31 protein-coding genes and 2 pseudogenes are annotated in these 21,193 nt (G+C 64.3%); 20 read left to right on the top strand and 13 right to left on the bottom strand.

Going from position 1 to position 21,193, the window contains the following annotated elements:
• Nucleotides 1–3: 3 nt before the first annotated feature.
• The 3 genes from NA4_RS04375 to NA4_RS41880 form a co-directional block, all read right to left on the bottom strand.
• The gene (locus tag NA4_RS04375) at nucleotides 4–1,476 is read right to left on the bottom strand and encodes a metallophosphoesterase family protein (RefSeq protein WP_084496798.1); all 1,473 of its coding nucleotides are present in this window, start codon (nucleotides 1,474–1,476) and stop codon (nucleotides 4–6) included.
• A 517-nt stretch (nucleotides 1,477–1,993) separates the two neighbouring features.
• On the bottom strand, nucleotides 1,994–2,635 hold the full coding sequence (locus NA4_RS40070; protein ID WP_157128800.1) for a DUF8020 domain-containing protein: 642 nt from the start codon (nucleotides 2,633–2,635) through the stop codon (nucleotides 1,994–1,996).
• A gap of 329 nt (nucleotides 2,636–2,964) precedes the next feature.
• Nucleotides 2,965–3,195 carry a hypothetical protein gene (locus tag NA4_RS41880; RefSeq protein WP_174552904.1) on the bottom strand — a complete coding sequence of 77 codons (231 nt, stop codon included), beginning with the start codon at nucleotides 3,193–3,195 and terminating at the stop codon, nucleotides 2,965–2,967.
• On the opposite strand from NA4_RS41880, the pseudogene NA4_RS38695 reads away from it, so the two are divergent.
• From NA4_RS38695 to NA4_RS04320, 11 genes and pseudogenes are all read left to right on the top strand, one after another.
• Nucleotides 3,155–3,347, top strand: a pseudogene (locus tag NA4_RS38695) (uS14 family ribosomal protein). The gene NA4_RS41880 and the pseudogene NA4_RS38695 sit on opposite strands and share 41 nt — an antisense overlap.
• Before the next feature lie 19 nt (nucleotides 3,348–3,366).
• Complete coding sequence (locus NA4_RS04360) at nucleotides 3,367–4,647, top strand: Fic family protein (protein ID WP_067464197.1); 1,281 nt, start codon at nucleotides 3,367–3,369, stop codon at nucleotides 4,645–4,647.
• Nucleotides 4,648–4,772: 125 nt separating this feature from the next.
• On the top strand, nucleotides 4,773–5,255 hold the full coding sequence (locus NA4_RS04355; RefSeq protein WP_218022250.1) for an NUDIX domain-containing protein: 483 nt from the start codon (nucleotides 4,773–4,775) through the stop codon (nucleotides 5,253–5,255).
• A 256-nt stretch (nucleotides 5,256–5,511) separates the two neighbouring features.
• Nucleotides 5,512–5,814, top strand: a complete 303-nt coding sequence (locus NA4_RS04350; protein ID WP_245671105.1) for a WXG100 family type VII secretion target — start codon at nucleotides 5,512–5,514, stop codon at nucleotides 5,812–5,814.
• A 17-nt stretch (nucleotides 5,815–5,831) separates the two neighbouring features.
• Nucleotides 5,832–6,134 carry a WXG100 family type VII secretion target gene (locus NA4_RS04345; RefSeq protein ID WP_067464191.1) on the top strand — a complete coding sequence of 101 codons (303 nt, stop codon included), beginning with the start codon at nucleotides 5,832–5,834 and terminating at the stop codon, nucleotides 6,132–6,134.
• Nucleotides 6,131–6,748, top strand: a complete 618-nt coding sequence (locus NA4_RS41240; protein WP_067464188.1) for a hypothetical protein — start codon at nucleotides 6,131–6,133, stop codon at nucleotides 6,746–6,748. The genes NA4_RS04345 and NA4_RS41240 overlap by 4 nt, the downstream gene beginning before the upstream one ends.
• Entirely contained in the window at nucleotides 6,745–7,440 is a 696-nt protein-coding gene (locus NA4_RS41235) for a polymorphic toxin type 24 domain-containing protein (protein WP_067464185.1), read from the top strand. Before NA4_RS41240 ends, NA4_RS41235 begins: the two co-directional genes overlap by 4 nt.
• Complete coding sequence (locus tag NA4_RS04330) at nucleotides 7,440–7,847, top strand: HEAT repeat domain-containing protein (RefSeq protein ID WP_067464182.1); 408 nt, start codon at nucleotides 7,440–7,442, stop codon at nucleotides 7,845–7,847. Before NA4_RS41235 ends, NA4_RS04330 begins: the two co-directional genes overlap by 1 nt.
• 43 nt (nucleotides 7,848–7,890) lie before the next feature.
• Entirely contained in the window at nucleotides 7,891–8,400 is a 510-nt protein-coding gene (locus NA4_RS38685) for a HEAT repeat domain-containing protein (RefSeq protein ID WP_169810973.1), read from the top strand.
• A gap of 34 nt (nucleotides 8,401–8,434) precedes the next feature.
• Complete coding sequence (locus NA4_RS38680; protein WP_157128798.1) at nucleotides 8,435–8,842, top strand: hypothetical protein; 408 nt, start codon at nucleotides 8,435–8,437, stop codon at nucleotides 8,840–8,842.
• Between the two features lie 31 nt (nucleotides 8,843–8,873).
• A complete protein-coding gene (locus NA4_RS04320) occupies nucleotides 8,874–9,218 on the top strand; it encodes a hypothetical protein (protein ID WP_067464176.1) in 345 nt (114 codons plus the stop codon).
• Nucleotides 9,219–9,762: 544 nt separating this feature from the next.
• Here the strand turns inward: NA4_RS04320 and NA4_RS04310 are convergent.
• From NA4_RS04310 to NA4_RS43465, 8 genes and pseudogenes are all read right to left on the bottom strand, one after another.
• On the bottom strand, nucleotides 9,763–10,011 hold the full coding sequence (locus NA4_RS04310) for a ribbon-helix-helix domain-containing protein (RefSeq protein WP_067464171.1): 249 nt from the start codon (nucleotides 10,009–10,011) through the stop codon (nucleotides 9,763–9,765).
• Nucleotides 10,012–10,070: 59 nt separating this feature from the next.
• A complete protein-coding gene (locus NA4_RS04305) occupies nucleotides 10,071–10,397 on the bottom strand; it encodes a helix-turn-helix domain-containing protein (RefSeq protein ID WP_067464168.1) in 327 nt (108 codons plus the stop codon).
• Complete coding sequence (locus tag NA4_RS04300) at nucleotides 10,397–10,711, bottom strand: type II toxin-antitoxin system RelE/ParE family toxin (RefSeq protein WP_218022249.1); 315 nt, start codon at nucleotides 10,709–10,711, stop codon at nucleotides 10,397–10,399. Before NA4_RS04300 ends, NA4_RS04305 begins: the two co-directional genes overlap by 1 nt.
• A gap of 58 nt (nucleotides 10,712–10,769) precedes the next feature.
• A complete protein-coding gene (locus NA4_RS04295) occupies nucleotides 10,770–11,624 on the bottom strand; it encodes a haloalkane dehalogenase (protein WP_067464165.1) in 855 nt (284 codons plus the stop codon).
• 10 nt (nucleotides 11,625–11,634) lie between these two features.
• The gene (locus NA4_RS04290) at nucleotides 11,635–12,009 is read right to left on the bottom strand and encodes a pyridoxamine 5'-phosphate oxidase family protein (RefSeq protein ID WP_067464162.1); all 375 of its coding nucleotides are present in this window, start codon (nucleotides 12,007–12,009) and stop codon (nucleotides 11,635–11,637) included.
• Complete coding sequence (locus NA4_RS04285; RefSeq protein WP_067464159.1) at nucleotides 12,006–12,821, bottom strand: SDR family oxidoreductase; 816 nt, start codon at nucleotides 12,819–12,821, stop codon at nucleotides 12,006–12,008. The genes NA4_RS04290 and NA4_RS04285 overlap by 4 nt, the downstream gene beginning before the upstream one ends.
• Nucleotides 12,822–13,120: 299 nt before the next feature.
• A pseudogene (locus tag NA4_RS43470) lies at nucleotides 13,121–13,429 on the bottom strand (Uma2 family endonuclease); the annotation flags it as partial.
• Between the two features lie 42 nt (nucleotides 13,430–13,471).
• Nucleotides 13,472–13,765 carry a hypothetical protein gene (locus NA4_RS43465; protein WP_307188568.1) on the bottom strand — a complete coding sequence of 98 codons (294 nt, stop codon included), beginning with the start codon at nucleotides 13,763–13,765 and terminating at the stop codon, nucleotides 13,472–13,474.
• A gap of 285 nt (nucleotides 13,766–14,050) precedes the next feature.
• On the opposite strand from NA4_RS43465, the gene rpsH reads away from it, so the two are divergent.
• From rpsH to map, 9 genes are all read left to right on the top strand, one after another.
• On the top strand, nucleotides 14,051–14,449 hold the full coding sequence (gene rpsH / locus NA4_RS04275) for a 30S ribosomal protein S8 (RefSeq protein ID WP_067464156.1): 399 nt from the start codon (nucleotides 14,051–14,053) through the stop codon (nucleotides 14,447–14,449).
• Nucleotides 14,450–14,464: 15 nt separating this feature from the next.
• Nucleotides 14,465–15,001 carry a 50S ribosomal protein L6 gene (rplF, locus tag NA4_RS04270; RefSeq protein ID WP_067464153.1) on the top strand — a complete coding sequence of 179 codons (537 nt, stop codon included), beginning with the start codon at nucleotides 14,465–14,467 and terminating at the stop codon, nucleotides 14,999–15,001.
• A gap of 2 nt (nucleotides 15,002–15,003) precedes the next feature.
• Entirely contained in the window at nucleotides 15,004–15,411 is a 408-nt protein-coding gene (gene rplR / locus NA4_RS04265) for a 50S ribosomal protein L18 (protein WP_067464150.1), read from the top strand.
• 34 nt (nucleotides 15,412–15,445) lie between these two features.
• On the top strand, nucleotides 15,446–16,105 hold the full coding sequence (rpsE, locus tag NA4_RS04260) for a 30S ribosomal protein S5 (RefSeq protein ID WP_067464146.1): 660 nt from the start codon (nucleotides 15,446–15,448) through the stop codon (nucleotides 16,103–16,105).
• Entirely contained in the window at nucleotides 16,105–16,284 is a 180-nt protein-coding gene (gene rpmD, locus NA4_RS04255) for a 50S ribosomal protein L30 (protein WP_067464143.1), read from the top strand. Before rpsE ends, rpmD begins: the two co-directional genes overlap by 1 nt.
• 1 nt (nucleotide 16,285) lies before the next feature.
• Entirely contained in the window at nucleotides 16,286–16,729 is a 444-nt protein-coding gene (gene rplO / locus NA4_RS04250; RefSeq protein WP_067464140.1) for a 50S ribosomal protein L15, read from the top strand.
• A gap of 177 nt (nucleotides 16,730–16,906) precedes the next feature.
• A complete protein-coding gene (gene secY / locus NA4_RS04245; RefSeq protein ID WP_067464330.1) occupies nucleotides 16,907–18,229 on the top strand; it encodes a preprotein translocase subunit SecY in 1,323 nt (440 codons plus the stop codon).
• Nucleotides 18,226–18,771, top strand: coding sequence for an adenylate kinase (locus tag NA4_RS04240; RefSeq protein ID WP_067464137.1), 546 nt, complete (start codon nucleotides 18,226–18,228; stop codon nucleotides 18,769–18,771). The genes secY and NA4_RS04240 overlap by 4 nt, the downstream gene beginning before the upstream one ends.
• 6 nt (nucleotides 18,772–18,777) lie before the next feature.
• Nucleotides 18,778–19,575 (top strand): type I methionyl aminopeptidase, encoded by a 798-nt coding sequence (gene map, locus NA4_RS04235; protein WP_067464135.1) that lies wholly within the window; start codon nucleotides 18,778–18,780, stop codon nucleotides 19,573–19,575.
• 574 nt (nucleotides 19,576–20,149) lie between these two features.
• On the opposite strand, the gene NA4_RS04230 is transcribed toward map, so the two are convergent.
• Both NA4_RS04230 and NA4_RS04225 read right to left on the bottom strand, forming a co-directional pair.
• On the bottom strand, nucleotides 20,150–20,578 hold the full coding sequence (locus tag NA4_RS04230; protein ID WP_067464132.1) for a DUF4254 domain-containing protein: 429 nt from the start codon (nucleotides 20,576–20,578) through the stop codon (nucleotides 20,150–20,152).
• Nucleotides 20,575–21,024 carry a DNA-directed RNA polymerase subunit beta gene (locus NA4_RS04225; RefSeq protein ID WP_245671102.1) on the bottom strand — a complete coding sequence of 150 codons (450 nt, stop codon included), beginning with the start codon at nucleotides 21,022–21,024 and terminating at the stop codon, nucleotides 20,575–20,577. The genes NA4_RS04230 and NA4_RS04225 overlap by 4 nt, the downstream gene beginning before the upstream one ends.
• Nucleotides 21,025–21,193 lie beyond the last annotated feature (169 nt).

Here is a 21,193-nt window from a genome sequence, read left to right as displayed (position 1 = left end):
TTGCTATCGCTGAGCGGCAGTGCGAAGTCCACGGTGCTGGCACTGATGCGCCGCGGCCTTGCGTGGGCGCGGTACCTGCTCGATCCCGGACAGATCGCGGCGCACCACATGGTTTCGGTCGGCTAGCGATCCCAGGCTGTAGCGTGGCTGCAGCCCGAACAGCTGGCTGCGGGTGCGGGTGCTCCAGCGCCGGGCGGCGGACGTGCGGGTGGTCTGGAAGGTAACCATGTACCCGCCCTCGTACAGCCGCAGCAGCGCGTAGCCGACGGGGTATTCCTTGATCGAGGCCACCTCCAGGAACTCCACCGGGATGGGGGTGTCCGGGCGTGTGCGCCGATTGCGATGCGTGTGCCCACTGTGGTGCAGGAATACTCCGGGGGAGCGCCCGTAGAGCTGGTGCAAGGTGGCCGCGTCGTGCCGGTTGAGTACGAAGCCGGGACCGCCGAGGTTGGTCATCGCCGACTCCCGAGTCACCGGATGGTGGCCGAAAACCAGTGTCGGCTGCTCGGGTTCATCGCGCAGCACGCTGCGCAGCCGGGACATCTGCTCGGCGTCGATTCGCCCGCCGGAGCCGTCGAGTTCGGTGGTGTCGAGCCCGATCACCCGCAGGCCGTCCAGGTCATAGCTGGATAGTCGCTGTCGAGGGAGGAAGTGCGGGCCCCAGCAGTCGTGGTGCTCGGTCCCCGGCAGTCGCTGACCCGACCGCCAGCCCGCGCCGACCCGCGGCCGGTCATGATTGCCGCGGCACACCAACAGGTCTCGGCCGAGGGTGCCCCAATTGTCCAGCCAGCGCCTCAGATCGCGCGATTCCGTCGGGGTGCCGGCATTGGTCAGGTCGCCTGCCAAGACCAGGTGGTCGACGTTGCGATCCAGCTCGCGCACGTCGGTCAGCAGCGCGTCCAGCATCACCTCCGGATACGGGTCCGTCCCGGGCTCCTGCCGCACACCGGTCGGCAGCGCGGCCACGAGCTGCCCGCTTACCTCCTCGCCGAAGTGCAGGTCATTGGCTAGCGCGATGGTGCGCAGCAGCCGCCCCGGCGGCGGTGTAAGGGTGGCGAACTCGTGTTCTTGCTCGTCATTCCACCAGCGCATCGTCATACCCGAAACTGCCGGCACGCCTCGGGAGCGGGCCTCCAACCGGTAGCGTCTGCCGGGTTCGAGCCCGGTGACTTCGACGTAGTGGAACGCGGTGGGTGTGGCGTCGAAGTGCACCACCGGCAGCGGCTTACGCGAATCCGCCGGTCCGAGTGCGAGTTCGGTGTCCGCTTCGACCGGCCGCCAGCGCCCGATCGGGTCAGCCGCGGCGGTCGTCCAGCTGACCGCAACCGACTGATCGCTCACGGTGATCAGCTCCAGATCCCGGGCTCGCATCGACAGCGACTGGGGCGCGAGCAGCGCCAATCCGCCGACCGGAAGCGCGGCTACTGCGGCAAGCGCGGTGAGCATGGTCCTGCGGGAAGGCTCGTGGTAGCCCATCGCAACCCCTGACGTAGGTCTCGCCGAAGCATCGACGGACTCGACGTTATTGGGGCAACCGTGCCAATCCGTGAACAGAGGTTGAGCTGTTCCGGTCGGTTGGCCGCCGGTTTCCTGAATGGGCCTCTCTCTGCGTCAGCCGCAGTTCACAGACCATTTGCTCAGATTCGCCGAACTCGGCTACCGCCACCAACTCCAGAGCTGCCCGGCGCTGACCGCTCTCACCGGTGGGACAGGGTGCTCGATGGGGACGCGCGAATATCAGATTCGGCACGGCCGGTACCGCCGAACAAGCTGCCTCGCAGCCATCGAGCGACGGATGAAATCTCGCCGAAACAGTTGTGACGCCGGATGAACCGTGATTGCCGACCAGTGAAGCGCGTGCACGAAACAGGCCGCGCAGTTCTTCTGCCCGAGACGCGGGTGATCGGGGTTGATACCAAGAAAGGCGCTGCGGCGGATCGTGTCCGCCGCAGCGCCTTTCGCGACTTCAGCTCAGCAGGTCAATCGCTGATTGTCAGGGCAGCACCTGCGGAATGACATCGGGCGCGACCGTACCCACGACCGCGCCGACCACCGCACCCAGGATGGCGGTGGTCACCACGCCGACCGCCGCGCACAGCACGTAGCCGACGACGAAGGCCGCCACGGTCGGAATGCAGGTGATGAGGGCGACGACCGCACCGACACCCGCGCCCGCGGCGGCACCGTTCATGACCGGATCCGGGTACTGCGCCCCCGGATTGGTCGCGATGTCCTTCAACTCCGCGCCCGTCGCTGCCGAGACCTCAGGTGTGGTCACCGACAGCGTGCGGCCGTCCTCGGACACCTTGGCATCAAGGGCGATGGTGGTACCGGACGGCGTGGCCAGCGTGCGCGGAACCTCGGTGACCGCTGCGCCGGCCTTGTTCACGACCTTGATCGAGGCCTCGCCGAGCTGGAACGTGGCGGCATCCAGCGTGGTGGAGACGGTGCGCAGGTCCGGCGCGACCGTAGTGTTGTAGCCGATGTCCTCGGACGTGCCCGACGTCGAGATCGCCTGGGCCAACTTCGCCTGCTGATCGGCGTAGTTGGTGGCCGATGCGGCTCCGGCACCGGCGAACGTAGTCGCCACGGCCAGCGGCAGCGCACCGATGAGCGCCTTACGACCGATACGCATTGCAGCGCGATAGAACATTGAATTCATTCCCTCCCGACCCCCGATACCCCCCGACGTGGACGAATCGAACGTCGTGTCGTGTGAACCGAACGCACTATTGGTAGCGACTGCACGGTCAACAAGGCAAACCTTGTGAGATTGTCCACAATGTGGAACCGATTGAGCAGCAGGATAATTCGCCTCCGGCATGAGGGTTCGGCAAATCGAGAGCGAATGCTGTCGCCGACCTCGCCGTCACATCGGGCGGCTGCCCGAAACTTTCGTTTCGGCGCTGTCAAGACGCACTACTTCGGGGCGAGCATGCCGATATCGTTCGGTGCGTTCTCGGTCTACCGGTGCGTCTCGGCGTTGTGCAGCAATCTGATACTCCAGCCGGACTGCGTGATCAGTTGAGTTGGCGGGAACGCCGCCGGTACGGGGGCGGCGTGGAGGTCGTCGGCGCGCAAGATCGACCGCCCGCGCGGTACGGACATCGCCGTAGTGACCACCCGATCAACAACGGAGAAGGCCGTGCCCTGCTTGAGCACCTCGGCTTCCCGTTCAAGGAGAAACAAAGCCAACGCCAAGCCGTAGTGCGCGGTCCGCGCCTACACCCGCCGCCAGCGGTGCGGCCGCCCGCACGCGGTCTACCGCAAGTTCGGTCTCTGCCCGCGTGTGCCTGCGCGAAATGGCGCTTCTACACCTGGCCTCCTTATTTAAGGTTAGATGCTAACCTTAAATAAGGAGGAGTCATGGCTAAGTTTGCACAGCGGAGTTGGATCGGCAACCTGGATGGCAGCGGTCTGTCCCGCAGAGACCGTGGCTCCGGCACGTACCAGGTATATCTGCCCGATCCTCTGGTCGGCCGCCGCATTGCGCTGACCAGCGAGACCGCCGCTGACGTCGTTGACGCGGAAGTGGCGATCACCCGCCTCGATACCGAGGCGAAGGCGCTGGTCGAGACGGAGGCGCTGTCCCGATTGCTGCTGCGCGCCGAGGCCATCGCATCCTCGCGGATCGAGGGCCTGGAAATCGGCGCGCGTCGACTTCTGCGCGCGGAGGCAGCGCGGGAGCTCGAGGGCACACCATCCGACGTGACCGCCGCCGAGGTGCTCGCAAACATCGACGCGATGGCCGTGGCGGCCACTGCGGTCGCTCGTGGTGAGTCGATTACCGTGGATGATCTGCTCGAGATTCATCGACGGTTGCTGTCCGGCACCAGAATCGCGCAGCACGGCGGATGCCTGCGGGACGTGCAGAACTGGATCGGCGGCAGCTCTTTCAACCCCTGCTCCGCCGAATTCGTCCCACCACCGCCGGATTATGTGCCTGGGTTGATGAAGGACCTGGTCGCCTTCTGTAACAGCGACGACCTGCCAGCCGTCGCCCAAGCCGCCATCGCACACGCGCAGTTCGAGACCATCCATCCGTTCATCGACGGCAACGGCCGAACCGGGCGGGCATTGATCCATCTGGTACTGCGCCGCCGCGGTGTAGCCGAACGCGTCGTCGCGCCGGTGTCGCTGATCCTCGCCACGTGGAGCGACAGCTACATCGACGGTCTGAATCGCTTCCGGCACATCGGTGCAGCCGATTCGGAGCAAGCCATCGACGATCTGAATACCTGGGTGTCGCGCTTCGCCGCCGCGTGCACTTGTGCGGCTGAGGACGCGACTGCTTTCGAAGTGAAAGCTGCTGACTTGCAAAGATCATGGCGAGACCGGGTGGAACCGGTGCGGGCGAACTCCGCCCTGGACTTGCTCCTCGGCAAGCTCGTCGGCGCCCCGATCCTCACCGTCGCCACTGCGGCAACCCTGATCGGACGCAGTTTCCCCGCTACGAACTCCGCCATCGAGCGTTTGACCGAAGCCGGAATCCTTCGCCAGCTCACCGTCGGCCGCCGCAACCGGGCATTCGAGTCACCGGAGGCGATCACCGCGTTCACCGCTCTGGAACGGCGCCTGGCCAGTCCGGACGGCGACACCCGAAGCTCGGGACCGAATCGCCCGGTGCCGCGCCGCCCCATTCGCTAGGCTGGCTGACGAACGCCCCAGTGCCGCCTCTGCACCGTCATGCGCCTGGGGCTGCTTCATGGGCAGGCTCATCGAACGCAGCACGTTCGTCCTTACGTGATATGCGACGGATAGTGTTGTGCTCCGTGGAGTCCGAACGAGCTGAAGATATCGCCAGGCTGCCTCGTAAGCGGATGGGGGCGGGAGCGTTGTTCGTCGATGCGTCGGACCGGGTGCTGTTGGTCGAGCCGACGTATAAGAACTATTGGGAGCTGCCGGGCGGCGTTGTGGAGGCTTGTGAGTCGCCTTATGCCGCGGTTGTCCGCGAGATCCATGAGGAGCTGAGCCTGGCGGTGTCTTTGGGGCGGCTGTTGGTGGTGGATTGGGTGCCGCCTGGTCTCTATCCCAGCGATGGGGTGATGCTGGTCTTTGATGGTGGAGTGCTCGGCGCCGATCAGACAGCGGACATAGTCCTTCAGACTGAGGAGCTTCGGAGCTGGGCGTGGTGCGATGACCTTGAGGCTGCGGAGCGACTGCCGGACGTGTTGGCTCGGCGCGTGGCAGCAGCACGCCGGGCTCGGGCTGAGGGAGCGCTGGCGTATCTGGAAGATGGATTCGCTGTCGCGTAAGTACGACGACCTGTGTCGACGCTAGGGCATGAAGCATCGGGCGGATTAGGTCTCGGTCAGCGGCCGCGATCGACAGCGTGTCCAGCCTCCGCGTCCTCGCGAACTTCGGACATACGGAAAGTCTTGAGGAACAATAAGATCATGGCGCTACCTTCCGAAGCGTGGTAGGGAGCTGCAGGTTTCGCTGCCGCCGGCCTTCGGGTACGTTTGCGGCTGAACTACTCTGCGATGGAGGGGGTCGAGGTTGGCGGGGGAAGTGCCATCGCTGTCGGTCGACACCGATGATGTCAAAGCCTTGGGGCGCTTGGCGTTCGATGTCGCGACTCAGTGCCGTGATGGCTACTCGGCCTTGGAGACCGATGCTCGAGACATGCTGGCGAGCTGGGCGGGTAACAACGCCCGCGCGTTCTCAACCGGCTGGGAAGAGTTTCACCAAGGAGCGGTGCAGGTGTGGGACGCACTGTTCGAGTTGGCGGAGAAGCTGGGGGTGACCGCCGACACCGTGCGTCAGACCGATCAAACCTTTGCCACCGGCGTCAGCTCGCTCGAACTGCCCTGAGCGAGGACGGACATCTCATGTCAGCGGATGCGCAAGCTTTCTCGGTCGATCTCGACAAACTCGATAACCTCGCTGCCCGAATCCGGGCTTTCGCCGGATTGCTTGCCGATCAGCTGGCGGCAATCGACCGGAAAGCCAAAGAAGTCGACGCCGCCTCGGCCGGAGCGGTGATGGCGGCCTACCGCGAAGCGCACGACGAGTGGTTGGCAGGTGCCACCGATATCCGGGAAGGGCTCACGGCCCTGGAAGAGGCGGCGAAACAGGCCCACGAAAGCTATACCGGCGCTGTAGCCGAGGGCTTGCGGATTCCCGGCATATGACTCTGGCTGTCGATCCGAAGGCTTACTACCAGGCAGCCACCAACTGTTTCGACGCCGCGTCGGCGCTGCGTGACAGCTTTCTGTACATCTTCGCGGAGTTGTCCGACTGCGGGTCGATGGCGGGTGTGGACGAGAACGGCCAACAGTGGGCGGGCTCGTACAACGCCTCCGCGTTCGAGGCGGTGGGGTTCTTCCAGGATGTCCACTCCACCCTGTACGCATACGGCGGTGCCCTCAACGACATCGGCTTCACGCACGCCCAAGCCGACGCCTCGATGAAGGGCGCGCCGCAGCCGGACAAGCCGACGACTCCCGACATGCCGGTCTTCGGGCCGTTCTCGGTCCCCGCCTCGGCAGGCGGCCCCGGACAAGGCATCCTCGACAAGGGCATCAATATCGCCAGCCACATCGGCATACCGATCCCCGATGGCGACACCGGAAAGCTCGCCAACGCGGCCGACGCCTGGGACCGGCTCGGCACGATCTACCAAACACGAACGCCCGCGACAAAATCACCATCGCCGCCGGACTGTTCGACACCGTCACCGCCGCCGACGCCTCCTACATCCGAGACGATCTCAAATCCCTGGCCAACTCCATCGATCAACTGTTGACCGCCTGCAAGCAGATCAGCCAGTCCTGCATCGAATATCGCGACGCGCTGAACGAACTCCGCGCCGAGATCAGGGTCTTTCTAGAGGGTCTCGCCAAAGACCTCGCCATCGACGCCGCGATCACGGTCGGGCTCGCGCTGATAAGCTTCGGCGCTGGCGCGGTCACCGCCGCCAAGGCTGTCCACACGCTCCATCAATGGGCCGGGAGGATCAAAGACGGCATCATCGCCTGGCGAGCTCGCAAGGCGCTCCAGATCGCGGGTCTCAAGCAGGAAGCCAAGGACGCGGTCGTCAAAGCGAGGAAGGTGGTTACCGACCTTCGTGATCGGCTGCGTAAGAAGGTCGAAGGTCCCCCGAGGCCGCCGAAAAAGCCTCTCAGAGCAGAGTTGGACAATGCGCAGACATGGACTGGACGGAATTTGCCGACTCAGGGTGGTCCTCCGAATGGGTACCTTGTAAAGCGTGACGCTCAGGGAAATGTGACGCACTATTCATTTTTCGATGCCGATGGCGTCGCGACTAGTCGCGTAGATCTTGTTGGAAAGCCGCATATGGACAAGGCGACAGGACAGTACATCCCGACGCCTCATGTTGTGGAGATCCAGAAAAATATTGATCCAGCGACAGGTCGAATCTTTGCGCGTACCCTAAATGACAGTGTCCGACCCGCTCTACCTGAGGAGATCCCATAGTGAATGCGAATGACGGGCACGTCGACCTGCGCGCGGCCTTGGAGCATTCCCGAAGTCACGATGGGCTGGTACGGCTTCGCTCCATCTCGGAGTTGAGTGCTTGGATCTCCGACGCCCAGGCGCGCAGCCGCCTCGTGGAAATGCTGGATGATGACATAGTCACGATGCAAATCGAAGCCGCCGAGGCACTGGTCCGACATGGCGGAGAGTTGGGTCTGCTGTCGGTTCTCGAGGAGTTGGGTCGGCGAGACGACGCTGATGTCGATTACATCGCCTACCGGCTCAGCGATCTGGACAATTTGGGAGAGTTCCCCGTTCTGGAGGCTGCATCCTCAATCGCTGAATCAGCGATATCACCCAATGCGCGACGAGGTCTAACCGATCTGCACCAGCTCATGGGGCGCTGATGGACTTGCAAAGTAGCGACGGAGATTCCGTGATAGGAGAATCGTGGGATTGACCCAGGCGCTCGCTGATTCGCGCTCACTGGCCTGGAAAGCCCGAGCGGGTGCGGCTGTTGAACTTGGTCGACTGCTTCCGTGCGACGAAGCGATCAACCGACTGGCCGAGCTCCTCGGTGATGAGGATATGGCGGTCGAATTGGAGGCAACAGAGGTCCTAGCGCGATTCGGTGGCCAGGCTGGAATGGTCGCTATCCTCGGCGAACTGGGGAGACGAGTGGATGACCCCGATTCGGACTATATCGCCTATCGTTTGCAAGAATTGCAGACCAATAACCGATTTCCGATCTTGCAGAACGCGCGTGAAATTCTGAATCAGTCCCCTCCGTCTGACGTGAGCGAAGGTATAAATCAGATCGAGCAGCTATTCGGCTATTTGGCGCCTCAGCAGGATCGTCGCTTACGGGATGACGAAGATCCCGCCGTCGAGGAAGTGCCGGTCCTCGAGCGGGCTCGTTCAAATTGGAGAAGAATATGCGCCTGGTTCAGTTCTCGATGAATCCAGCCAGCTTGAAGACCTGTCGGAGTCGGTAGTGCATGGTGCCGAAATAGACCTGTCGACTATATTGGCTCTATCCAAAAGCGACAACAATGCAACGAGGATCGATGCAATACCCGATCTCGGCCGGAATATCAAGTCGAGCATTGCGCGTGAACGACTCGAAGAGATGATGGCCAATGACAATATTGTGACCGTGCGAGTCGATTCGGCAGAGCAACTCGTTCGTTATGGTGGAGAGGATGGTCTCCTAGCGGTACTTACTGAACTGGGTCGGCGCTGCGACGATCCCGACATCGACTACACCGCATATATGCTGAGTGAGCTGGATAACTTCGATGAATTTCCGGTGCTCAGCAATGCATTATCTATAGACCGGTCCAAGCTCTCTGCGGACGCGGAAACCGGTCTAAGGAATCTGCGCGAACTCATGCACAAGTAATAACCGCTGCGATCCCAAAGGACGGGGCATTTTGCCTGACCATGAATTCGTTGAACCGGAGGAGTCCGACTTCCTCGAGGCGTTCGGTGCGGAACGTGTCGCAATTCCGGGAACGACTTCTGCCTTTGTTGTCAACATCGATTCCGGCGACAGGAACAAGCTGGAATTGTCGTACGATGTGATCGCGCGGTCTGTCCGTATCCGGTGGATGCAGGATTCGACGCTTATCGTCGATCTTTTTCGCGAGCAGGTGCACCGAATCGCAGTCGAAGGAAGTGGGATCATCAAGATCTCCACAAAGGGAGCCGATCTGGCCGGGGAACTAACCGTAGAGGTGTACCCCATCCGGGTCAGGGAAGTGTTCCTGGCTCGCTGAATGATTTCGCGCCATATCGGCACGGCATTGTGCTTCCTACCTTCGCATCTCTTCCGTGAAGAGCGGCAACCCGGCGGAATCACCGATGATCAGGTGCTTCATCACGTGCGGCACTGGGACGGGTTCAACGCCATGGTGGAAGCGGTGGCGGCTGGGCGCGTACGGCTACGGATTCGATGCGGCATCGCGCGGTATACGCATTCGGAGCCGGACACGAACGATCTGGAACCATGACCAGCCCGTGCCCACACGAGCCCGATGTTCATGTACGCGTCCTGCTCGGCGGCATCAGCCTGGACTTCGCCGCGTGCCACACTGCGGCCATGCGGTTCGTGCGGGAGTGGTGCGCTGTGCGAGCCGCTGACGGCATCGCTGTGATTCCAGGCAGCGCAACCGGATTGGCAAGGTTGCCTTGTGAGCGTCTATTTCTCGAACCGTGACGGCCGGGTCGATTTTTCCGAAGGGCCCTGCATGCCTTGCATGATTTTGGCTCGCGCAAGGCAACTCTCTGGTCAATGGCTGCGATGCCTTCTGACGCCGAGCATCATCGGCCGTCGGAGTCCTCGCCGAAGCCATCCGCGGAAAGGTCGTCGATGCGTTCGGCAAGCGTGGGATCACCGCTTGCGAAACGCGTCAGAAGTAACGGCTGCGATCGGCGGCGCACCCGCATCGCGGCCAAGTGTACGGCCTCGCGGATGATCTCAGCTTCGCTGACACCGCTCCGCTCCGCTGCGTCCTTGATGACGGCCAAGTCGTCGGCATCGGCGTAGATGAAGGTGCGCTCGAGAGGCATATGAGCACTGTGGCATATGAGTCGTGCCGAGGACGAGTCTCGAAGTCGACGCGCCAGCGTTATGCCGCGCTGCTGTGTGGTGTGAAGCTGACGCGGGCGTCGTCGGCATCGATGGCGATGTTCAGCGAAGCATCCAAGGCTCGTGCCAGCTTGGTCAGCAGGGGGAGGGTAGGGACTGAGTCCGATCCCTCGATGCGGGAGATCTTCGCCTGAGTCAGACCTGCCCTGGCAGCGAGTTCGGCCTGGGTGAGCCCGAGCTCGGTTCGGCGGTTGTAGACGGCGGCGGCCAGCTCCATAGCCAGTCGGATCTCATGACGCACTTCGGTGACGGCCTCGGGTTCGGTCAGTTCGCCGTCCCTTCTGGTCTTCCATCGACTGTGGGGCATCACAGCTCTCCCTTTTCGATAGTGCGCAGGAACTCTTCGTGAGCGGGGCCGTGATCGGTCTCGCAGATTCTTCGCGCTTCGATCGCGCGTTTGACCTCGGCGTCCTCGCGGTTCTTGGTCTTGCGGAATGTTGTCAGCAATACGATTGTGCGGTCAGGTCGGAGCCAATAGGTGATCCGCGTCGCAGCTCCGTCGAGCGTGGGTCGGAGTTCCCGCACAGCCTCGCCCAGATAGCGGGAGAAGGGTTCGCCGAGTGTGGTGGCGCGTTCGGCTAGTGCCGCGCCCGGGAACCTTTGCCCTGTTGTGGCCGACACGCCGACCGGTTGCCGCGGGTCGGCAACAAGATCGGTCAGCCTGGGGTCGCGTGACGGGTCAGCGGAGGTTGTTGTGGTCCAGCCAGTCGGAGATGGCGGCGGCGAGCAGGTCCGGCTGGTCCTCGGGCGTATGGTGGCCGGCAACCTCGTCGTACCGCTGGATATGAAGGCCAGAGATAGTTTTCGCGCACCAGTCGATGACGGCGGGTTCGGTCATCGTTCCATACGCCGGCGTGAAGGTCACCATGAGCTTCGGTACGTCTGGGCTGGACGCCAGCCATTCGTCGTACGCTTCGGCGCGCGCGACGACGTCGTTCGGTGTCCCGTCCAGCGGCATCGAACGTGCCCAGCGCAGCAGCGGAAGCCGGCTTTCCCGCGTCGGGTACGGCCGCTGGTAAACCTCTAGGTCGGCGGGGTCGAGTTGATCCGAGATCGCACGTAGCCCGTCCTGGACGAACGAGTCGTCCAGGAATATGGACTCGCCGACGCCGTCGGTCCGGATGGCGCGCCACAGGTCTCGACCGGCCTCGGGGAACTCGTCCCAGCTCATCGGTTTGACGATGGTCTCAGTGAACGCGATCCCGCGTACCCGGTCCGGATGTCGGGCCGCCCAGTCGAACGCGAGCGCGCCACCCCAATCGTGGCCGACTAGCACCACGCGGTCCAACCTCATCGCGTCGAACCAGGCATCCAGATATCGCGCGTGGTCGGCGAACGTGTAATCGATCGATGGTTTGCCCGAGTCCCCCATGCCGATCAGGTCCAGGGCGAGCAGCCGGCCGGGGCCAACGCCGAGCAGGACGTTGCGCCACAGGTACGACGAGGTCGGGTTCCCGTGCAGGAACACGATCGGCACGCCGGTGCCGGTTTCGCGGTGGTGGATGGTTGAGTCGAGTACACGGGTGTCGGGCATGGGCGTCCTTTCAGAGGTTGAGACCGAGGATGCGATCGACCGCGATCTCGATGACGACACGGCCGGTGGGGTCGGGTGGAGCGGATCCGTAGCGCCGTTGGTAGCGCTGGGCGGCGAGGGTCACCCGGTCGGCGGCGTCGGACAGGGTAGCGGCACCTTCGAGCGTCACCCACCGGAAACCGTCCGGCTGGCAGAGGGCCACGCGCCCGCCGCCGGCCACGTTCCGTGCCTTACGAGATGTGGCTACCGTCAGGACGCGGGCGGTGCTCGTCACGGAGTCCCAGGTGAACCGCACCGGTGCGACATGCGGTGTACCGTCCGAGCGGATCGTGGTGAGGGTCGCGATCCGAGGCTCGGCGAGGAACGCCTTGATGTTGGGCTTCACCGGAAAGCGTCGGCAGTGCGGGTGGCCCAGTCGGCGAAGGTGCGCGGGGCACGACCGAGGACATGCGCCACGTCGGGGCTGATGTGCACTTCGGCGGGAAGCGGGTCACCGAGGATGGCCAAGGTACCGTCGACGACCGGTTCGGGCATGAGCGTGAGCATCTGGGCACGCGCCTCGTCGCGGGTCTGTTCGACGTAGCGCACCGCGGCGCCGAGTGCGGCGCCGATGGCTGCGGCCCGGTCACGCGGGGTTACCAGCTCCGGGCCGGTCAGCTCGTATGTCCGGCCGACGTGTCCGTCCTCGCGCAGCGTCACTGCGGCGACCGCCGCAACGTCGGCTGGGTCGACGTTCGGCAGCCCGACGCTGCCGAACGGTGCTGCGGCAGTGCGGGTGGCGCGTATGGACTCGACCCACGCGAACGCGTTGGAGTCGAGGCCGCCGGAGCGCAGGATCGTCCAGTCCAGCCCGCTGCCACGCACCGCGACCTCGAACATCGCTGCGTGTCCGTACGCCGCTGGTCGTGTACCGACGCCCTGGGACGACATCAGCACAACCCGCTGGACCCCCTTCTCCTTGGCGATGCCAAGGATCGCATCCGGGTCGTCGCCGGCGACGAGCAGGAACAGTGCGTCGGCTCCGTCGAACGCGTCCCGCAGGCCGTCCAGGTCACCGAGATCGGCCGCCCGGTGCGCCACACCGTCCGGCAGTGGCCCGAGTCGGCGGGACACCGCGGCTACCTCCTCGCCGGCAGCCGTGAGAATCCGGACCAGCTCGCCGCCGACGTTTCCGGTCGCGCCAGTTACCACGATCACCGCTACTCCTCAGAATTAGTTAGTTGACTGACTTATTTAGGAAGTTAGCAAGGCCGCGGCGACTTGTCTAGGCATTAGTCATGCGACTCACTCAACTGCGCGAGAACCGGGCAAGCGGGAACGGCTCACCGCCGCCGCGGCCACCGTCCTGCATGAGCAGGGGGTCGAGGCAGTCTGTATGTCGTTGACGACATGTTGGCGGCCGACATGCAAAGTCCCGCGTGAGGGCGTAGTTGGTACCGCCAACAAGAAGGACTCTGGCGGAGCTCGTGGTTATCGATGCTGCTGCCTTCGCCGACTCAGAACTCCAACTCCGACCATGGGATGTGGATCGCGAACGGGAAGTCGGTGGTGATGGCGTCGGAATCCTTCGGCGACCACTCGCTGATGAGTAGGTAGTTGGTTGGGTAAAGCGGGCGCGCTCCCTGCGGAAGCTCGCCGTGGGTGGTTTCCAATGCGAACGCGCGGACCATTTCGATGGCGCTCTTCTCGCGCTCGAGCGTCACTTCCCAGTACCAGGTGATGCCCGCCTTCGCGTAGCGCGCTTTCTTGGCCTCCAGGTCGGTGTGCGGGTTCGGTGACAACACCTCGCAGACCAGTAGCACATCGTCGGCGCGAACGTCCTGGTAGGGGCCTCGGGAGTTGCGGCATCAGGACGTCGGCGTCACGAAGTCGGACTTTTCCGAAGCGTCGAAGAAGACCGTTCGAGTGTGGACCTTCCAGCACTGCTGTGGATCCGTGACCACCGCTTCGCGCAGGCATCGGCGCAACCCGCTCCACAGGAGGTTGGTGAATTCCTGGTGCTCGGCCGGTCCGCGCTCTCGCCACACGACCCGCCCATCCCATAGCTCGATCTGCTCGGCTATCTCCTCGGGCAGTTGCTCGAGATCCTCCCACGTCATGGTCTCGGGGAGGTCGGGTCGTTGGATGCCTGGGCTCGGCATGGTGACATGTTATGCCGATCACAGGCTGTTTCTGCTGGTCACCTGATGCACAAGAAGGCGGCCGCCGACGGACCCCGATTTTGTCCTGGTGACGCCCTTGCCTACACTAGAGCGGTTGCCTGGGCACCTCCATGTCCGCATGCGTGCGCTCGGGCGATACATACCTTATCCGGTCGGCAAGTGCAGGCCGGACCATCCGAATTGTCGTAGGCCCACCGCTGACCTGCGGATACGCATGTGAGCGCTGTATGGGAACCGCGGCGAGAAAGGTGTCTAGGTCGAACCATGACCATGACTGATCCGATCGCAGACTTTCTGACACGTCTGCGCAACGCCAACTCGGCGTACCACGATCAGGTGAAGGCTCCGCACTCGAAGCTCAAGGCGAACATCGCCGAGATCCTCAAGCGCGAGGGCTACATCGCCGACTACCGGACCGAGGACGCGGCCGTGGGCAAGACGCTCATCGTCGACCTCAAGTACGGCCCGAGCCGGGAGCGCAGCCTCGCCGGTGTGCGCCGTGTCTCCAAGCCCGGTCTGCGCGTGTACGCGAAATCCACCAACCTGCCCAAGGTGCTCGGCGGCCTCGGCGTGGCGATCATCTCCACGTCCTCCGGCCTGCTGACCGACAAGCAGGCGGCCAAGCAGGGCGTGGGCGGCGAAGTCCTCGCTTACGTCTGGTAAGGGAGGTCAGGACTAATGTCGCGTATTGGTAAGAAGCCCATCGCCATCCCGGCCGGCGTCGATGTCGCCATCGACGGCCAGGACGTGTCGGTGAAGGGGCCCAAGGGCACCCTGTCGCTGACCGTCGCCGAGCCGATCACGGTCGCCAAGGAAGACGGCCAGCTCCAGGTCGGCCGTCCCGACGACGAGCGCCGCAGCCGCGCGCTGCACGGCCTGACCCGCACCCTCGTGTCGAACATGATCGTCGGTGTGACCCAGGGCTACGAGAAGAAGATGGAAATCTTCGGCGTCGGTTACCGCGTCGCGCTGAAGGGCCAGAACCTCGAGTTCGCCCTTGGCTACAGCCACCCGGTGCCGATCGAGGCGCCCGAGGGCATCACCTTCGCGGTGGAATCGCCCACCAAGTTCTCCGTGTCCGGAATCGACAAGCAGAAGGTCGGCCAGATTTCGGCGGTCATCCACGGCCTGCGCAAGCCCGACCCGTACAAGGGCAAGGGCATCCGCTACGCCGGCGAGGTCGTTCGCCGCAAGGTCGGAAAGACGGGTAAGTGATCATGGCGCAAACCGAAAACCAGAAGGCCAAGCGCATCCCCGTGGGCAAGGACGTGTCGACTCAGCGCCGTCTGTCCAAGACGCGCCGTCACTTCCGCCTGCGCAAGAAGGTCGCCGGAACCACCGAGCGTCCGCGCCTGGTGGTCAACCGCTCCTCGCGGCACCTGCACGCCCAGCTGGTCGACGACTCGGTCGGCAAGACCGTCGCCGCCGCCTCGACCATCGAGGCCGATGTGCGCGCGGTGGACGGCGACAAGTCGGCCAAGAGCAAGAAGGTCGGCGAGCTGCTCGCCGCCCGTGCCAAGGCCGCCGGTGTCGAGGCCGTCGTGTTCGACCGTGGTGGCCACGACTACCACGGCCGGATCGCCGCACTGGCCGACGCCGCTCGCGAAGGTGGGTTGAAATTCTGATGATCGTGACCAACAAGAACGGAAGGAACGTCTGATGCCGGGACGTCAGAGGCGTGACGGCGGAAGCGGACCCGCCGGACAGAATGGCAGCGCCCCCGAGGGCGGCCGCGGCGATCGTCGCGGTGGCGGCGACCGTCGTGGTGGCGGCGACCGTCGCGAGAGTGCCGCCGAGAAGAACCAGCTCGAGCGGGTCGTCGCGATCAACCGCGTCTCCAAGGTCGTGAAGGGTGGTCGGCGCTTCAGCTTCACCGCCCTGGTGATCGTCGGTGACGGCAACGGTCTGGTCGGCGTCGGCTACGGCAAGGCCAAGGAAGTTCCCGCGGCCATCCAGAAGGGTGTCGAGGAGGCTCGCAAGAACTTCTTCCGCGTCCCGATGATCGGCTCCACCATCACCCACCCGGTTCAGGGTGAGGCGGCGGCCGGTGTGGTCATGCTGCGTCCGGCCTCGCCTGGTACCGGTGTGATCGCCGGTGGCGCGGCTCGTGCCGTGCTGGAATGCGCCGGTATCCATGACATTCTGGCGAAGTCGCTCGGTAGCGACAACGCCATCAACGTCGTGCACGCGACGGTTACGGCCCTCAAGCTGCTGCAGCGTCCGGAAGAGGTCGCGGCCCGTCGTGGCCTGCCGCTCGAGGACGTCGCTCCGGCGGGCATGCTGCGTGCGCGCGCTCAGGCTGCCGGAGGTGTCAAGTAATGGCAGATCTCAAGGTGACCCAGATCAAGAGTTCGATCGGCGCCAAGAAGAATCAGCGGGAGAGTCTGCGGACGCTCGGTCTGCGCGGCATTCGCAAGACCGTGGTCCGCGAGGACAACGCCCAGAACCGCGGGCTGATCAACGTCGTGCGCCACCTCGTGACCGTTGAGGAGGTCTGACATGACCATCAAGTTGCATCACCTGCGTCCTGCTCCCGGCGCCAAGACCGAGAAGATCCGCGTGGGTCGCGGTGAGGCCTCCAAGGGCAAGACCGCGGGCCGCGGTACCAAGGGCACCAAGGCGCGCAAGAACGTGCCCGCCGCCTTCGAGGGTGGGCAGATGCCGATTCACATGCGGCTGCCCAAGCTCAAGGGCTTCACGAACCCGTTCCGCACGGAATACCAGGTCGTGAACGTCGGCGCCATCGCCAAGCTGTTCCCCGAGGGTGGCGAGGTCGGCAAGGCCGAGCTCGTGGCCGCCGGCGCGGTTCGCAAGAACCGGCTGGTCAAGGTCCTCGGCGACGGCGAGATCGGCGTCGCGGTCCAGGTCACCGTCGACAAGGTCACCGGCGCGGCGAAGGAGAAGATCACCGCCGCCGGTGGCACCGTCACCGAGCTGGGCTGACGGTACTCTGCAAGTAGTGGCACCGGACGAGTGAAGGCTCGTCCGGTGCCACTGTTAGAGTTCAATTGTTGTCTGCCAAGCCTCGTCATGGGTTTCGGCGTCCCTTCTGTGCTTAGCAGGGACACAAATCGCTGAACAACCCATGTCATGACCATGTCGTTCGCGCCAGGAGGATCAGTGCTTTCCGCCTTCGTATCGGCCTTCCGGACTCCGGACTTACGGCGGAAGATTCTCTTCACGCTGGGGTTGGTCGCGTTGTACCGCGTAGGTGCCGCGCTGCCCTCCCCCGGCGTCGACTATCAGGCGGTCCAGAAATGTGTCGACCTGGTCTCCGGTGGTGAGAACGCAGGCATCTACCAGCTGATCAACCTGTTCTCCGGTGGTGCGCTGCTGCAGCTGTCGGTCTTCGCGATCGGCATCATGCCCTACATCACCGCGAGCATCATCATCCAGCTGCTCACCGTCGTCATCCCGCGGTTCGAGGAACTGCGCAAGGAAGGCCAAGCAGGCCAGACCAAGATGACGCAGTACACCCGGTACCTGTCGATCGCGCTGGCGATCCTGCAGGCCACGGGTCTGGTCGCGCTGGCGGCCCGCGGCCAGCTGTTGCAGGGCTGCCAAGAAGACATCCTCGCCGACACCAGCATCTTCGGCATGATCATCATCGTGCTCGTGATGACCGCGGGCGCGGCGCTGGTGATGTGGTTCGGCGAGCAGATCACCGAGCGCGGTATCGGCAACGGCATGTCGCTGCTGATCTTCGCCGGTATCGCCGCCCGCATCCCGACCGAGGGCAAGGCCATCCTGGACAGCCGAGGCGGCCTGGTATTCGCCCTGGTGTGTGTCGCCGCGCTGGCGATCGTCACCGCCGTGATCTTCGTCGAGCAGGGTCAGCGCAGGATTCCGGTCCAGTACGCCAAGCGCGTGGTCGGCCGGAAGATGTACGGCGGCTCCTCGACCTACCTGCCGTTGAAGGTGAACCAGGCGGGCGTCATCCCGGTCATCTTCGCCTCGTCGCTGCTGTATCTGCCCAACTTGGTGGCGCAGCTGACCTCGTCGCAGAACAATCCGGATCCGAGCTGGTGGCAGGACATCATCCAGAAATACCTGGTGAATCCGAGCAACCCGATCTACATCGCGATCTACTTCGGTCTGATCGTGTTCTTCACCTACTTCTACGTCGCGATCACCTTCAATCCGGAGGAGCGCGCCGACGAGATGAAGAAGTTCGGCGGCTTCATTCCGGGCTATCGCCCCGGCAAGCCGACGGCCGACTATCTCAACTTCGTTCTGAGCCGTATCACGCTCCCCGGCTCGATCTATCTCGGTCTGGTGGCTGTGCTGCCGAACGTGTTCCTCGATATCGGTGCTTCCGGTGGCGTCCAGAACCTCCCGTTCGGCGGTACCGCGGTGCTGATCATGGTGAGCGTCGGTCTGGACACCGTGAAGCAGATCGAGAGCCAGCTGATGAATCGAAATTACGAAGGGTTCCTCAAGTGAGAGTTGTACTGCTCGGTCCGCCGGGCGCCGGTAAAGGCACCCAGGCTGTCCTGCTGTCGGAGAAGCTGGGCGTTCCGCACATCTCCACCGGGGACCTGTTCCGCGCGAATATCAGCCAGCAGACGCCGCTGGGTCGCGAAGCACAGAAGTACATGGACGCGGGCGACCTGGTGCCCAGCGACGTGACCAACCGAATGGTCGAAGCCCGGGTCAACGAGCCCGATGCCGCGAACGGTTTCGTGCTCGACGGCTACCCGCGCACGGTGGACCAGGCCGACGCGCTGGAGAAGATCCTCAAGGACATGGACACCAAGCTCGACGCGGTGCTGTGCTTCGTCGTTGCGGAGGACACGGTGGTCGAGCGGATGCTGGCCCGCGGCCGTGCCGACGACAACGAAGACGTGATCCGCAACCGGCTGCGGGTGTACCGCGAGGAGACCGAGCCGCTGTTGCAGCACTACGACGGCCTGGTCGTCTCGGTGGACGGCGTCGGCGAGGTCGACGACGTCAACACGCGCGCACTGCGCGCGCTCGGCCACTGAGGCCGCATGGTCTTCCACCGCAAGAAGAAGGTCGTGCCATTCCGGACGGCTGGTGAACTGGATGCCATGGCGGCCGCTGGCGCGATCGTCGGTCAGGCCTTGGTCGCCGTGCGCGCGGCCGCCAAGCCCGGGGTGTCCACCCTGGAACTGGACGAGGTCGCCGAGCAGGTGATCCGGGACGCGGGCGCGGTACCGTCGTTCAAGGGCTACCACGGGTTTCCCGCGTCCATCTGCGCGTCGGTGAACGACCGTGTGGTGCACGGGATTCCGACCGGCGAGGAGATTCTCGCCGAGGGCGACCTGGTGTCCATCGACTGCGGGGCGATTCTCGACGGCTGGCACGGTGATTCGGCCTGGACCTTCGGCGTCGGCACGATCATCGAGGCCGACCGGTTGCTCAGCGAGGCGACCAAGCTGTCGATGGAGGCCGGTATCGCGGCGATGCTGCCCGGTTACCGGCTCACCGACGTCTCGCATGCCATCGAACTGGGCACCCGGGCAGCCGAGAAGGAACACGGGCGCGCCTACGGCATCGTCGACGGTTACGGTGGGCACGCCATCGGCCGGGAAATGCACCTCGATCCCTTCCTCGCCAACGAAGGCGAACCGGGCAAGGGCCCGAAGCTGGTGGTGGGGTCGGTTCTCGCGATCGAGCCGATGCTGACGCTCGGCACCACTCAGACCAAGGTGCTGGACGACGACTGGACCGTGGTCACCGTCGACGGCAGTCGTGCTGCACATTGGGAGCACACCGTCGCCGTCACCGAGGACGGGCCGCGGATCCTGACCCTGCGTCCCGAGTAGCACCTGGCGGTCGCCGGTCGGATGTCCCGATTCGGTGACGCTGCGCGGCGAGGATCCGAGCCGCACCGACGCCAGGCATCCTGGTCGATCTCGCCGGGTGCGCGGTATCGGCACCATGCGCCGACCGCGGATCACCAGGCGATACCCAGCTCGCGCTGGATCGGTGACGTCGTTCCTTGCACCCGCGTCCTGTGCGTCTGGCCGAAGCGATATGCCCGCGGCGGTGCCGGTGCGGGATGTGTCCCTCCTTCGTGCCGAACTGTCCTGAACGATGCCGTCAGCGTATGGCCGGCCGGGTACGGGGCACGTGAGTAGATCGCTACTCGAATTCGGTTGGGGGACCACCCAGTTCGATTCGATACACGCTGCGTGTGGGTCCGCCCGCAGCGTCGGGAACCGCTGTGGGGTGCGTATTTCGTATGCGTAGGTAGCGACTCGGCCGATGGTGCACCGGGGTGAGCCGAGCGCCGAGATCGCTCGGATTGATGCGGCAGCCGACCGACGTAGGCTGCCGGCGATGTGACTGTGGTCGGCCTCGGTGTCCCACCCTATTGATGGGACACCGCTGCGGACCCTAGGAGGCGCCCGGTAGTCGGCGGACGCCCGCGCAGACCTCGGCGGCCAGGTCGTCGTAGCCGACGGCCAGTTCGGCCAAGCGCTGCCAGGCATCCCAGAGATCCCATTCCGAGGCGCTGGCCAGCGCAGCATAGGCGTGCGCGGTGAACTGGGCCATGCGGTCGATCACGGAGCCCATGGTCTCGGTGTGCACATGCGCAGCGCCGTGCGCGGGCGGCAACTGCACGGTGATCCAGCGGTCGATATCGCGAACCAGGCTCGCGCGCAACGCATCGATCTCGTCCAACGAGTCGCATTCCGCGCTGAGCCTGCGCTCGTGCAACGTGGTGAGCTGGTGTGCACAGCGCAGCAGCTGATTGCCTTCCTGGAGCTCACCTCGGCATGCTTGCAGCACCTGATGCTTCGCGGGCAGGGCGCCGGTCGTCATCGCTTCCCCGCTCTCACGCAGGACCGGACGGCATCGACGACGGACGAGCCGGAGGGGCGGAAATCGCTGCGCGGGGCCACGATCCAGTGCCGATACCGCACGCTGGCGTCATCGGGGGATGGCAGTGCGATCTCGCCGCCGCACGGCACGATCGAGACGTTGAGGCGGAACAGCTCGGCGAACAGCCGAACGTCGTAGGATAGGTCTGGGCGGGTCAGGAAGGTCCATCGTTCGGATCGTTCGTGACAGATGATCGGACCCAGGCCGATTCGGCGGTGGGTGAGATCATCGCGGACCTTTTGCCCCAGCGCGGCGGGCATCGTGATCGCGCCGACAAGTCCGGCGCGGACGGTGATTCGGCCGATCTCCGGATGGACTCCGGCGGGCAGGTCGCAAGTGTGTCGATAGTAGGCGCATCGGGCGGTCGGGGTATCCGCCAACGCCATTTGGTCCATGGGGGGCCTCGGGTAACTTCGTCTGACTTTTTCTCCAGGTGCCCGGCTGGTGATGGGACATCAGTGCTGTGATCCGTCTCACCATTGGGGGCTGTCTCAGTAGAGCACTCCATGGAACGGGATAAACGTTCCGTTCAATTAGTTCGCGAGAATTTTACGT

The sequence above is a fragment of the Nocardia amamiensis NBRC 102102 genome (genome assembly GCF_001612745.1).
Lineage (GTDB): Bacteria > Actinomycetota > Actinomycetes > Mycobacteriales > Mycobacteriaceae > Nocardia > Nocardia amamiensis.
Note: the sequence above shows the minus strand (reverse complement) of the source record. Positions and strands in the feature narration are given on the sequence as shown.